The 12950-nt window shown below is 47.9% G+C and carries 15 protein-coding genes; 3 read left to right on the forward strand and 12 right to left on the reverse strand.

All coding sequences use genetic code 11. The annotated features are described in order from the left end of the window. The 6 genes from ACHUE3_RS10175 to ACHUE3_RS10200 are packed head-to-tail and all read right to left on the reverse strand — an operon-like array spanning position 1 to position 6075. Positions 1-1029, reverse strand: coding sequence for a TraU family protein (locus ACHUE3_RS10175; protein WP_012368375.1), 1029 nt, complete (start codon positions 1027-1029; stop codon positions 1-3). Continuing rightward, positions 1013-2140 (reverse strand): TrbC family F-type conjugative pilus assembly protein, encoded by a 1128-nt coding sequence (locus tag ACHUE3_RS10180; protein WP_463530595.1) that lies wholly within the window; start codon positions 2138-2140, stop codon positions 1013-1015. The genes ACHUE3_RS10175 and ACHUE3_RS10180 overlap by 17 nt, the downstream gene beginning before the upstream one ends. A 7-nt stretch (positions 2141-2147) precedes the next feature. Further along, positions 2148-2660 (reverse strand): S26 family signal peptidase, encoded by a 513-nt coding sequence (locus ACHUE3_RS10185; RefSeq protein WP_015066570.1) that lies wholly within the window; start codon positions 2658-2660, stop codon positions 2148-2150. Beyond that, positions 2644-2991, reverse strand: coding sequence for a hypothetical protein (locus ACHUE3_RS10190; protein ID WP_007105003.1), 348 nt, complete (start codon positions 2989-2991; stop codon positions 2644-2646). The genes ACHUE3_RS10185 and ACHUE3_RS10190 overlap by 17 nt, the downstream gene beginning before the upstream one ends. Next, a complete protein-coding gene (gene traC, locus ACHUE3_RS10195; protein WP_024008831.1) occupies positions 2984-5383 on the reverse strand; it encodes a type IV secretion system protein TraC in 2400 nt (799 codons plus the stop codon). Before traC ends, ACHUE3_RS10190 begins: the two co-directional genes overlap by 8 nt. Beyond that, positions 5383-6075: a DsbC family protein gene (locus ACHUE3_RS10200; RefSeq protein WP_007105005.1), complete on the reverse strand. Its 693-nt coding sequence runs from the start codon at positions 6073-6075 to the stop codon at positions 5383-5385. Before ACHUE3_RS10200 ends, traC begins: the two co-directional genes overlap by 1 nt. A gap of 378 nt (positions 6076-6453) precedes the next feature. Here ACHUE3_RS10200 and abiEi point away from each other — a divergent pair, with 378 nt between their 5' ends. Further along, positions 6454-6990, forward strand: a complete 537-nt coding sequence (gene abiEi / locus ACHUE3_RS10205) for a type IV toxin-antitoxin system AbiEi family antitoxin (protein ID WP_007105006.1) — start codon at positions 6454-6456, stop codon at positions 6988-6990. Continuing rightward, on the forward strand, positions 6980-7900 hold the full coding sequence (locus ACHUE3_RS10210) for a nucleotidyl transferase AbiEii/AbiGii toxin family protein (RefSeq protein WP_394192326.1): 921 nt from the start codon (positions 6980-6982) through the stop codon (positions 7898-7900). The genes abiEi and ACHUE3_RS10210 overlap by 11 nt, the downstream gene beginning before the upstream one ends. A 65-nt stretch (positions 7901-7965) precedes the next feature. Here ACHUE3_RS10210 and traA read toward each other — a convergent pair whose 3' ends face one another. The 6 genes from traA to traL all read right to left on the reverse strand — a co-directional run bounded on the left by traA (position 7966) and on the right by traL (position 12072). Then, positions 7966-8352: a TraA family conjugative transfer protein gene (gene traA, locus ACHUE3_RS10215; protein WP_000180225.1), complete on the reverse strand. Its 387-nt coding sequence runs from the start codon at positions 8350-8352 to the stop codon at positions 7966-7968. After that, positions 8349-8921, reverse strand: coding sequence for a TraV family lipoprotein (locus ACHUE3_RS10220; RefSeq protein ID WP_138686590.1), 573 nt, complete (start codon positions 8919-8921; stop codon positions 8349-8351). The genes traA and ACHUE3_RS10220 overlap by 4 nt, the downstream gene beginning before the upstream one ends. Positions 8922-8995: 74 nt before the next feature. Continuing rightward, positions 8996-10285, reverse strand: coding sequence for a TraB/VirB10 family protein (locus tag ACHUE3_RS10225; RefSeq protein WP_218359855.1), 1290 nt, complete (start codon positions 10283-10285; stop codon positions 8996-8998). A 2-nt stretch (positions 10286-10287) separates the two neighbouring features. Beyond that, complete coding sequence (locus ACHUE3_RS10230; protein ID WP_394192531.1) at positions 10288-11184, reverse strand: TraK domain-containing protein; 897 nt, start codon at positions 11182-11184, stop codon at positions 10288-10290. Next, entirely contained in the window at positions 11168-11794 is a 627-nt protein-coding gene (locus ACHUE3_RS10235) for a TraE/TraK family type IV conjugative transfer system protein (protein ID WP_000667170.1), read from the reverse strand. The genes ACHUE3_RS10230 and ACHUE3_RS10235 overlap by 17 nt, the downstream gene beginning before the upstream one ends. Then, positions 11791-12072, reverse strand: a complete 282-nt coding sequence (gene traL / locus ACHUE3_RS10240) for a type IV conjugative transfer system protein TraL (RefSeq protein WP_000433889.1) — start codon at positions 12070-12072, stop codon at positions 11791-11793. Before traL ends, ACHUE3_RS10235 begins: the two co-directional genes overlap by 4 nt. Positions 12073-12360: 288 nt before the next feature. Between traL and ACHUE3_RS10245 the strand changes: the two genes are divergently transcribed. Next, positions 12361-12948 (forward strand): plasmid-related protein, encoded by a 588-nt coding sequence (locus ACHUE3_RS10245; protein ID WP_394192327.1) that lies wholly within the window; start codon positions 12361-12363, stop codon positions 12946-12948. Positions 12949-12950 lie beyond the last annotated feature (2 nt).

Consider the following 12950-nt stretch of genomic DNA (forward strand, 5'->3'; position numbering starts at 1 on the left):
TTAACCTCCCGAGTTACAGCAGTCTTGCCAGCGCCACAAAATGTAGAGCGCATCTTCACCGGCACCAGGGATTGTTCGCCACTCTCCCCATTTCATGGTGCTTTCACCGATGACATGCGCACTTTCAGTTTCCGGTACAGGGAAGAACATACTCATCTTGTATTGGGATTTCGGCAGCATGGGTTCGATAACAGGTCGGCATAGCGCACTGTTCCCCATTGTTCGCCTAGCAAGACCACGCCTGTGTTGAGCCGCGATTGCACGCGCCGCTAAATGGCTGGTATTTTCTGCTAATGAGCCAAAGGCTAAGGTGTGGCCAGATAACGGATAGAGATGGCCCCAACTGCCAGCACACCAAAACAACTGGTCGATGGGTTTACCAAGCGTTGATGAAGCAGCGTCAGCGGTACAAGCAGATATAGCCAATGGATTGGCAACGGCAGCCGCTTCAGGCTGAGTAAAAAAGGCCAGTTCATCGTTCAGCCATGTTGGGTCCAATTCCGACAAATACATCAAGTCAAAGTCCATGTAACCATCGGCATTGCAATTGCCATCCATGAACAAATCGAGCATGACCAAAAGCGGAAAGGCGTAATAATGGTAATGGTAGAAAGCAAGATCACCGGTATCGTATTCACCTTCACCATGACCACCTTGCAGTCGTCTATCACCTAACGGTAAACGAATCCCTCCCAGGGAAGGCGAACAACCCGGCGTTCTGACCAGTTCAATCAGACGCGCTGGCTCCCACATGCTGGTAACAATACCTGGCCTTGGCACGCCTAAGTTGTCTTCACACAAGCAAAATGACTTGTTTGATGCGCCGCTTGGGACATTTCCAGAACCAAGAGGAAGACCGGCAACCCGGATAGGAAAAATGCATGACCAGCAAACATCCGTCAGCAACTTACCCGACAATAACCCCGCGTCTGGGCAAGTCAATTCGGCTTTTGCAGGAATAGATGCGCCCAGGACAAGCATGACAACGAGAGTCCGCATCAGACGATACGTATTATTGAGCTTTTTCATGAATAAGCTCCTTTACTGGAATTTCTTCTATTTCAAACGCGAGCCCCTTTGCTTGAACAAACGATGGGGTGACTTGCAGATCAAAGCGCTGCTTTAGCGAGGCATTGAGAAGGTAAACCGGACTATCCAATGTCTTTTCGAGCGCATTGAGGCGATTCCAGCCTTGGGCAAGGTCGAGCTGCGTGGTGATAAGCGTAATGCGGCGCAGTGTCCTATCTTGCGTCTCAAGCCAATGCGCTACTGCGTCCACTTCTTCAGCGTTCGACGCATTAAACACCACAAGCTGCTGAGTAAACGGCAAGGCTTTTAGCGGGTTAATACGCGTTCCTGCTGGGATCAATGTTCGGCCATTGGCATCCAATAGTGACCGCTGCATGACGATGGTTGGATCAACCATTCTTATCCGATACTGCGTGGCTTTGGGTAACTCAGTGAAAGTTTGGCGAGACCAGAATCGCTCAATGGCTTTTTTCTTTAACGCGCCCAAGTCAATCGACTGTAAACGCTGCATCGCCACTTGCATCAAATCCGGTTCTAAAATGGAATGAATCGGACCACGTTGACCCAATGAACCGGTATTGCCTGTTTCAATTTGACGCTGCAACCAGTCCTTGCTGTAAACCCCTAGTGCACTTGCAGTCACCTTGTCATCTTCTATGCGGAAAATGGCAGGCACGCTAGTCACCCGCCAGTGCACAAAGGCTTTCGGGTCGATTCGAACCTGAGGAACAGGATCAAGCCCCGTCATCAGGGTATGCAAATCACGGATAGCTGCCCCCAAGGTCTTTCCTTCAGGAATTCCCCGAAACAACACAATAGCGCCGGTAGCACTGGCCTCTTTAAATAGCTGCTTCAGTGAGGAATCTCCCAGTGAGGACGACGCAAATATCAACCATTCATCGTCGTGTTTGAGCGACGCAGGTTGTTCAATCGGTGAAAAAGGCTCGATAAATTCAGATGAACCATCCACAGCACTTTGTAAAATGCTGCGGCTCATTTCGACGATCTTTTTGTCCTCGTCAGACAACGGATAAGGCTCTTGTGCCCAGGACACTTGCACCCAAGCCAATGGAGCAACCAACAAAAATAAGAGGCATAGTCTTCTCATCATCCACCTCCTACCAAAGCGGCCAAGCGCGACCGACAATCTGCTCGCGCTTAACGGCATTCCAATAACGGGAGTCGAAACTCGTTGCGGCCTCACCAGAAAACCAATACTCGTTTTCTTGCAGCGTCAATGAGCGGCTAAATTCTGTTTCAGCCACACCAAGACGCTGGGCTAATGCCATGCCGGTAGAGACTTCAGCACCGTTCACCAGCACATGCTCAGGCGTCACCTTGACTTCATCCCCTGGCATCCCTGTTAGGCGTTTCAGCATCCGAGTACCGTCGTTATATAAGGGAGCGAGTCCTTTTGAGTGGAAGGCATACAAACCATCCTTAACGGGCTCTTTATTCCATAAGTCAATCAGATACACCGTGGTATCAGGCAGACAGCGCTCTTGCTGGGTATCAATACCTATTCGGTAGCGCATCATGGCGTAGGTGCCTACCAAGGCCATGATTAACGCAAGAACGGTCAACCGAATGAGATATGGCCGCCAAGGCATTCTTTTACGGAGTATCTGCATGAGACACCTCCTTTGAGCCTACTGGCACGAAAACAGAATCATCAGCGCCAACCACCGCTTGGGCATCCAGCACGATAAAACCGGCTGCTTTTAACTTTTCAATTTGCTGATTGGTCTGAAGCAACCTGGATTCGATGTCTTGTTCGCTGGCATTAGGACCCAGTGACAACACCGCATCCCCAAAATCCACGACTGCAATGGGCGTACTTAACGCCAACTGGCTGTGGATGGGTTCGAGTGTTTTCATTAAGAGCCAGCTGGTCATTAAACCGCTACCAGCAATAGACAAAGTAATAGAGGCCATAAATGGCCAAAGCGTGGACTTATTCATAGCCTCGCTCCTTCAACAACTGAGAGATGGCATCAGCAACAGAAAGGCCTTTGCGCGTTAACTGCTTAATCGCGTTTACATCTTCTGCACGGGACGAGTACAACAGCTTGTGAAACGGATCGACGATAAGGCGGCCAATCCCGGTGCCCATTTCGGTAATAAAGAAAATTTCGGAATAGACACCCGTGACGGTATGAACGGTTTTCAGGTATTCGTAGCCGCCTTCACCTAGTGGCAAGCGACCTTCTTTTTTGAGTGCGTTGATGGTTTCAGCTTTTTGGCCAAGCAGGTACATATTGGCCGAGTTTTCAGCGATGGCTTTACCTGTTGGGCTGTCATACAAATCGTTGACCGACTGCGTTACCGTTACAGCACTGCCGCCATATTTTCGAAATCGACGGTAACCCGTCTCGATGAACTTACCGACATCACCTTGAGTCAGCAGATCCCAAGCTTCGTCAATGAACACAATCTTGCGTCGATCCCGCTCACCTAAGTACATCTCTTGTTGGATTTGGTAGATAAGCTGAAGCAACACCACTTGTTGTAGATGCTTACGCCCCTTGAGTTCTTCTAACTCCAAAACGGTGAAACGGTTTTTGAAGCGAATATTGTTGTGGCCATTAAAGAAGCGGCCATATTCGCCCTGTGTCGTAAACGGATAGAGCTGCTCACCCACGTCTTGCACACGTCGGTCTTCATGATTTTTTAAAGCCTCTGCCACATCATCAACCAACATCGCACGACCTTTTTTCTCCCACAGTTCACGGGTCTGACGTTTTAGGTTGGCCATCTGAAAATCGGTTAATGACTGCGTAGGTGCGGCCATTGCGGCCAATAACCCAACCAGTACATCCGCTTCTTCGTCATAGTCCTCAACGATTTCAAACGGGTTTAAGCAAATGCCACTGTCCCGCCCGAACTGTAAGAACTCTCCGTCATAAACTTCACACAGCTTTTCATAAGAGCGGCCAACATCAATCACCCAGCATTGCCCGCCTTCAGATAAGTAGGAGGAGATGATTTCGTTCACCAGGAATGACTTGCCCGATCCCGATTGCGCCGCGATGCAACAGTTGTAATTACTGCCCGAGTCATAAAGGGACACACTCATGATCTGGCCATTGCGGGAAACAAAGTTAATCACTGGCGTGCCCGTGCCTTTCCAATCTGCAAACAAAGGCAACAGTGGGATCACATGTCGTGTCGCCATGGTCTTGAATCGAAACAAGTCGTTCATCGCCTGGCGGTCGGCACCAAATGGCAGGGCATTCAGAAAAATGGGCAAACAGAAGTACTTGTCTTCCATCAGCTCAAATCCGAGTTCTTTGAAATAAGTTCGAGCATTTGAAACAGAGCTGATGGACGCTTCTTCAGTTGGTGAAAACAGCGTTAAGGTCATGTTTGCCCGAATAGGACGATCACCTTCTTGCAAGGCTTCAAAAAGAACATCAAATCCCTTTTTCTTGGCTGCAAGCACCGGCACAAACTTGAGCATCGGGCCATAGGCCTGATTGACCGCCCACTGACGCTTCGTCTCTAAACGAGATCGCATCGCCTCAGCTGAGGGAAAGTGAATGGTGACATTTAGCAAAAAGCTGCCGCGTAAACCGCGACTGCCCGTCATCATATCGCCCGCAAAACTTGCGGCATGACCAAACCAGATCCGCTCAGGCAAGCGTTTAAACGATAAGGTTTTAACTCGGTAATCGCCCAGCATCAGACCTTGGCTATCCACCTTGATAGCTCGGTCATAATCCAACACTTGCTCTCGAAGTGGTTTATCTGCCTCACTGCGGATTGGTGATGGATTGCGCCAGGAAGCATCTTTTCCCCAGTTAAGCTGCGCACTTAATGCCGCGAGCCAATTTCGGTCAGTCATCTCAGTGACGCGAAAACCAACCGTTGCCAGCGCCTGCGAGAAAGAAGCACGAAGCGCGGATGCTCGACTCAACTCACGCTCCGTCGGTATAGGACTTTCCAAAGGCAATTTGCAGGTGACGATCAGTTGAAAGTTGCGTACCTGAGTCTGAGTCGATTCTTCTATCGGTTGAACTGTGCCCCCATCGAGGAAATCCGCACGTTTGCGAATCGAAGCCCTGAGCAATGGATCGGATTGACGATGCCGTAAGCCCATCATGCGCTGAAGGTCGGTTTGAATATCAGGGGATGCGTACAGGCCAAATTGCAGCAAAGTGTCTTTTGGCCAGTCGTTGTTGAGTAGAACATTAACCCTGTCTGCAACAGACTCATCACCACCCGGCAATGGGTCACATAGAAAACCAAAGCCAACACTCTGGTCTTCCATGAAAAACAGTTGCTCATCGTCGGAATAGGCCAATACTGGCAAGAGCTCTGAAGCGCGTTGCCCTGAATACAGAGAGGCTTTCATTAACGCCCCTCCAACCAGGCAGAAAGATCATAAGGACGGCCTCGACTGATGCGACCATCATTGGCGACGATGAAAGGCACACCTTGAATGCCCAGGATTTGAGCCGTCACCAAGGTACGCTGCATTGGCTCTAAGTTGCAGGCATCATCCTGTTCTAGGTTACCAATCCGGCCATTGAGCAATGCATCGGTGGCCGCTTTCTTGTCACGCGCACAGCCAAGCTGGCGAACCTGACGCTCTGAATCAGGACCAAGCACTGGCACAGGGAGTATTTGGAAGGTGTATTCTTTGGTTAGCGGTAAAGCTTGCTTCAAAAGCTCATGGCAGTGCGGGCATCGTGGATCAACAAAGACCACCACTTTCTTTTTGCCTTCGCCCAGCGTCAGTGGGTTCAAATCATCCATTTTTAAGCCAAGACGACTTAAGTCCAGCGTGTTCCCCGCTTCACGAATTTCTTCAAGACTGGTAAGCGGCTTTTTCGACCAGGCATCATAGAGCGTGCCATCAATGACGAACCGGCCACTGTCTGACATGAAAACAATACGGCCATTGCTTTCGACCGCTTTCATACCCGTGACAGGTAAAGAAACCATGCCGTCAATTCTGCCAACGGGCGACACTTCAGACACAGGTTCAGCTTGAACCAATGGAGACAGCGCAAGCGCCAGAATAATTGGAGATAGTTTTCGCATGAGGAGTCCTCGTTAATGTAAATCGAGGCTCCAGTCTATGCAGTTGTCCTATGTGGACTCGGTTAGATAGATTGAAGAATTGGATGCCTTGCTAGGGTGCCACTTGTTGTTACGCACTATTAGTTCAGATATAGCTTTCATTCTGGCAGCCTTACAGGCTTCCCCCAATTCATCTAGTTTATCTAAATCCGCTTTTTCACACTCTGGGTGTTAAAATTCATCACAGTGTAAACTAACCAAGTCCTTTTAATACCCCCAGAGGTCAAGTTGACAAATTTGACACCTTTTAGCGTCATTATTGTACACTTGCGCCCCATGAAAAATAAGTCTACACTTATGACATGTTTAAGTGTCATCCTTGATAACTAGAGGCGTATTGTGAAAAAGGCTGAGGCAATTAAAAAGCTCTTAGAATATGACAAGCGTGGTCGCTGTGTTTTTACTAATTCAGATCTGGCGAAAATCTTTCATCAAGATAATGAACGAGCATTGCGTGCGGGAATTAAACGTTTGCAAGACGATGGCTTACTCACCCGAATCATTAATGGTGTGTACTTATACAATTTAGCGCAGTCGAAAGGCAGCGATACGTTGGAGCAAATTGCTAAAACCATTCGGCGTGGAGAATATAACTACATTAGCCTAGAGTCTGCACTTTCTGATTTTGGAGTTATTTCGCAAATTCCAGTAGATCGCTTAACTGTTATGACAACGGGACGTTCCGGTGAATTCAAAACACCTTTGGGTACAATTGAATTTACGCATACGAAACGAGATCCAATGGATATTTTAGAAAATACCAGTTTAGTCGGCAGACCGCTTAGGTTAGCAACGAAACAAACTGCATACAGAGACTTAAAACGAGTTGGCCGAAATACACATTTAGTAAGCAAGGATGGGCTATATGAAAATTGATCAAGAAAATTTCGCGCAATTGGTAAATAAAGCAATGCAGGTTGAAAATGTATCTCATATGCACTCAGTGATAGAGAAAGAGCTCTTACACTACGATATTTTATTTGCGCTAGAGAAAGGTGGACTTCTAGACAAACTAACTTTTCAAGGTGGCACTTCATTGCGCCTTTGTTATGGCGGCAATCGTTTCAGCGAAGATCTGGATTTTGCTGGCGGGAAGGATTTCAGCTCAGCGATGCTGGCAGACATGAAACATTGTATAGAAAAGTACATTGGCGAACGATACGGGCTTGAAGTGACAGTAAAAGAACCAAAGGATCTAAAGCAAGATCCTAAATATTCTGAATTGAGCATTGATAAGTGGCAAATAGCTGTAGTGACTTCTCCTGAGAGAAAAGATCTGCCAAAACAAAAAATCAAAGTAGAAGTGGCAAACATTCCAGCCTATACAAGAGAGCCACAACCTCTTCAAATAAACTATGATTTTTTGCCTGATGGATACAGTGATACGCTAATTTTGACAGAAAGCTTGGATGAAGTCATGGCGGATAAAATCATTTCCTTGCCTGCCACTACAAGGTATGTCCGCCACCGAGATATATGGGATTTAGCTTGGTTACAGCAACAAGGCGCGACACTCAATATGGACTTAGTTAAAAACAAGGTGTCAGATTATAAACTTGAGCACTTCAACAAAATGTTGGATAACTTTCTCGACCGACTTCCTGATATTGTATCTAGTGAAGCGTTCATTGCAGAAATGAAACGTTTCTTACCAACAGATGTATTTGATAGAACCCTAGCTCAGGATAAGTTTCAAGTTTACCTGCAAAATACTTTGGCGAAACTATTTAAAACTGTGAGTAACGAATTACTAGGCAACGTTACTAATAATGAGTTTAGAATGTAAAAAATTGGGTCTAAAAAGCAGTGACTTTGTAGACCCAAACCTTTTAAAGGCCTCTACTAAGTTTATCAGGTGCCCAGTAAAACGGCGCTGATTGCTGGAACAGTTGTGCCAATAACTTCTTGAGTGCTGGCAACAACAGGTAAAGTTGCAGACATAACACTTTCAACGACTGTTGGCGTATTGTAGAGACCCATACCGCCACCAATGCCCAAGGCAAAAGCCATCAAGCTTTGGCGAGCGATACCGCCCACAATACCCACCAGTACCATGGCTCCCGCTACGATCCGTCCCAAAGTACCTTGGGTCCAGTCTTTTAGGGTATCCCACACATCGGTGAAAGCATCACCACCGGTGCCCGCAAATGAGGGCTCCGAAATCATTAACGCCATTAAACCAAGCGCACCAATGGTCATTAGGCGCTGAGTTTGAATGGTGCGAACTGCATTTGTCATTCGTTAGTTTCTCCGTAGATACTCAAGTTATCGCGCTTACCATCAGCTCCCGCTGAGGCTGAATCGCTTTGAGTCTGAAGTGGACGTAGCACTGGCGAAACCGTTCGAGGTGCTGACACCCCAATATCCCACCGGCGCGGTTCAATTTCGGTAAACACGTAGCTGGATAAATTCAGATCTCCACGGTCATCCTCCCAAGGCGCAATCCAAATCCGCATCACCCTTGAAGGAATGCGAATAGGTACAGATTGCTGCGTCTCAGGTAATGCTGGATGGCTCAACAGCCCTGCCTCTAAATCAGATTGTGAATACCCAGAGGGAGAACCAATTCGAGTCGCCACAGCATCAATCGTCTTGGGTGCAGCCCCATTACTGGTAAGCTCATAGACTTCACGAGCGGATAAACAGCGCACACCGTCAGGCATACCTGGGCATCCATATTCACTACTCCCAAGACCCAATGAACTACAGCCAGACAATAAGGTTGAGCCGACTGCCAATAAAAGTAATCCAGCTTTAGACCACTGTTTTGACTGGTGCTTTGGGTTGTTCTGCATTGATGTCGTCATGGTTAACTCTCCTCTGGATACACATCTTATTGTCTGAAACGGACTTCGATCGGTTAGCAACATGCAGGATTTTTTCATCTTCTTGCACCTCCCCCTTGCGAAGTGGCCAACGACAACGAGGCACCACGAGTGACTATGACTTCAATTTTCCTTGCAGCGTCTACCTCTATGACTGGGAACATATTTTCAGCCATGTCCAAATAGAACTTGGCCACTCGATCCAATGCTTTACCTGTGCCTTTAATCGCAGCGCCTTGTAATGCTTCTTGGCTCATGACTTGCTGGTACAGCTGAGTATCACCGGCATTACTCGTCTGAATCGTCGGAACAGGATTTACATCAAATGCGCCAGCCAAGCCCTGAAGGAATCCGGCCATCATCGATTTGGCCACCAGCTGGCCTTGTTTCGACACTAATCGGCCACGAATACCGGCTTTGCCATCTTCACCCACAGCATAAGAATCCAGTCGCGTTTCAATGACGCCACCATCTTCTCTCACACATGAAATGGTCTCGCCTCGCAAATAAGCACGCTCAGAGCTCAAATCACCGTAACCTGCGGCGATCAAGAAACACTCTTTGATATCCGCTCTAAATCGGTTAGGTAAAATGGCTTCCTTTTGAATCCTCAGCAATGCAGGAAAAGGCTCGCGTCTTGCGGACTCGTGAGTAGGAGCATCCAAACCTGTGATCAAAGTACCTGAGATGATGCTGCCCGCCGGTAAATACAAAGGCGGCGCTTCTTGCACAACAACCTCTGGTTCAGCAACCACTTCAGGCTCAATCATACGAATCGTGATTGGCGGCAATGGAACATCTCGTGCTCGTGTACCGTGGCCATTGGCTGGCTGCTGATAGAGCGGATCAGGCAGCGGCGCATTGGCAAAATAGTCGTCTGGGTTAGACGGCAGAGGCTTTTCGTCTTTGGGTAATTCCATGGCAGATAAAGGCACTTCAAAACGGCTATTTGTGCCTTCAACTGCTGCATCACCTCCTGCGCGAACATCATCAAGTTCCGCTCTAAGGCGGGCCAGCTCCGCATTGACCTCACTTGGTATAGAAGGCGAACCTGGGCTTAGCCGTCCTGAATCGACGTCACGACGCAAGCGCTCAACTTCACGACGTAACTGTTCATTGCGCTCACTAAGTAGTTTTACGTTCGCAGCCAAACTATCGACCCCAACATCACGAGTATTGGTATCCGTAAGAATGTGCCGGATTGTTTCCTGCCGGTTCCGACTACTTGAGCCATCGTCAGGATTAGGTGAAAACACCATCACCATAAGGATGAGACCACCAGCAATACCAGCAACCGATAGACCCCGCTTCATGTTCGGGCTCATTTGTTCCCATTGTGCTTTCATCGTTATTCACCTCCCACAAGAAGCGAAGGTCGCTGACTTTCCACCGCTTCTTCACGATGATTGCGAACAACCACATACAACTCAGTCTTTTCACTCGGCAACAAGATATTGCGAGGCCAGTAGGCGCTTGCCACTATATCTGGTGCATGACAGGCTATTTCACTGGCTTCTATCGGCTCATCGGCAAAGCTTTCAACCAGTCCTACATAGACGGTGAAGTAATGTCCCGTCACAATTTGCCCCTGCTTAAAACCAAACTTTAAGCCAGGCTGAAAACATTTCGGGCTTGTGTCAGTTTGGCCAGCTAAACGGATGTCATAGCCTTGTGGTAACTCATTTAGTGCAAGGCGTCTGAGTAAATCACGTAAGCTATCGACGTATGGCTGAGTCGTTTCCCAAGTGGCGGCTTTTCGGTTCACGACGCCCTTAATAGGCCACTGCTGACCATCAATAGCTAAGGTGATTTCACGCGGTGGAATACGACGAGGTACTAAGGTGACAGATAATGCGGGCGCTTCCTGACCAGGCGGAGTGATGTAAAGTGAAACCGGTGATTCTTTGTCCGTGGCCACATATACAACATTCCCCTTGATTTGCGTCTGAGCATCACTGGTTGTTCTCACCTGAGGCGATTCAAACGGCGTCACAATCCGATTCAGATGCCCAAGTGCTACAGGGAGCAGTTCATTAATCCCCGGTGTCATCAGTAACGTTGTTGGCGCATCCGCTGCAACCGTATTGCTTTGAACCGGTGGATTTGCAGTAGCAGACTGCTTCATCACACTGGCTGGTACAATCGGCAATTCCACGTCTGCATACGACGCTTGAGATAACAGGACGCCACTCAAGCTCATTGCGATTAAGCTTGGTGTCATCCATCGACTAATTTTGGTTCGCATCATTCACCCTCCGGTTTTGCTCTTGGGTCAACTTTTCACGAACTCGCTTCGTTCTAGCTTGCCCCTCATACGTATCCATCCAACTGAGCTTTGGACGGTATTGCTCAATATCGATATCAAACTCATAGGTGCGAGTTTGGCGCTGTTCATCTCCAGATGGTCCAGAGACCAAGGAATAACCGGTCACAAAGACATGGCCGGTTTCATACTCATACTCCACTTGTCTGGGTTGGAATTTGAGCGTGACTCGGTCTTCCCGGATTTGTCTTGCCTGAATCTCCAGTGCATCGACCACTTGCTGGTACACCGCTGGAGAAAGTAGCGGCTCAATAGCAACCCGGATAAAAGACACATTACCCGGCGTCACGTTGCCCATAAGCTCAGCCAGGTAGAGCCCCCAGGATTCCAAGTAAGGCTGAGTAGCCTGGTTTCGTGACACTTCAGCCGTTTCAGACAAGGTTGGCGGTTGAATGGCTACCACGGTATTGCGAGAAAATGCTGCTACCGCAAGCAGCAAATTAGATAGCACCAGTACTGCAATCAGAAACCGTTGCCATCGGTTCTCTAATTGCGTGCCTTGCCATGATTTTAAAAACACGTCGAACTTCACGGCAGATAGCTCCTGATAAATGGGTTAGGGATCGTCTTGGCTTTGGTTGGCAACAGTCCGGCCCAGTAGATGGCGTGAAGAATAAAACCATCTGGGCGGCCATCACGAAAGCGCCGATAGAGTTTGGTTGTCACCAACCCCAACAGGCATAAAACCAAGGCATTACCGGTAAAAATGCCGATCACTAGCCCCAACAGAATGGGAGCCATCTCATCGGCACTCCAAAGCAGGAAGTGCGGCGGGTCATCGATATAGGATGGAATATTCACAGGTTCCATAGTCACTCCTCGTTGTTTGAATTGAGAAGTGAAGAATGCCTCGGGATTGGCAGCTTCAGTGGTCAGCTAGATGCCGAATTCTTGAAGGTTTTGAGGGTTCTACTCAGACAAGACTAACAATTGATCTTTTTGATGCGGTTGATATGATGAGGATATTGGTCGTGTCGAGACCAGCTGCCCACTTTAGCAAACCCGGACGGGACGACATGCATATCAAATTTATTTTTTGCTTAGGTTTTTTCTGCGACCTCGGCAGTGGGCACCGTATTCGCTAATAGGAGAAACTCAATGCAAATTACTAAAATCGTTTCCTCTGACACGGTTGAACGTTTAAAGCAAAAAGCACGAAAGCTTAAACGTGAAAAATCCATTACACACACTCAAGCACTCGATGAAGTTGCAATCTCTGTTGGTTTTAATCATTGGCATCAAGTTGTGCAAGCTAATGACTTACTTAAACTATCAGAAGTGGCGTTATCTTCTGGATGTGTCATGGCTTTTGATGTCAAAGATGGTATGGATGTCGATACCAGTGATGGGGTTTTAATTGGAGACCACTTCTTGGAGATGCTCACTGAAAAGCAGCTATTTGAAATTTATGCCAACTCCCCTGATGAGGACGACGAACAAAACAGGCCGCTAAAAGAAACGCTATCGGATTCAGAGCTTCAGGAGTACTTTCGAGATGATTGCTCATTCATGTACTTTCGTCTTGCCGAGCCTCATGCAAACAAACCGCTGAAAGAAGTATTGGCTCTTATACGACAGTACTCGTTTTGGATGCCGCAATATATTTGGCTTCAAGGTCACCTTATTGATACTTATCATTTGCCAGCTGAAGACGAGAACGGCAATACCGTAGGCGTCAGGTTTTAGCT

It is taken from the genome of Pseudoalteromonas atlantica (assembly GCF_043641955.1).
Taxonomy (GTDB): Bacteria; Pseudomonadota; Gammaproteobacteria; order Enterobacterales; family Alteromonadaceae; genus Pseudoalteromonas; species Pseudoalteromonas atlantica_A.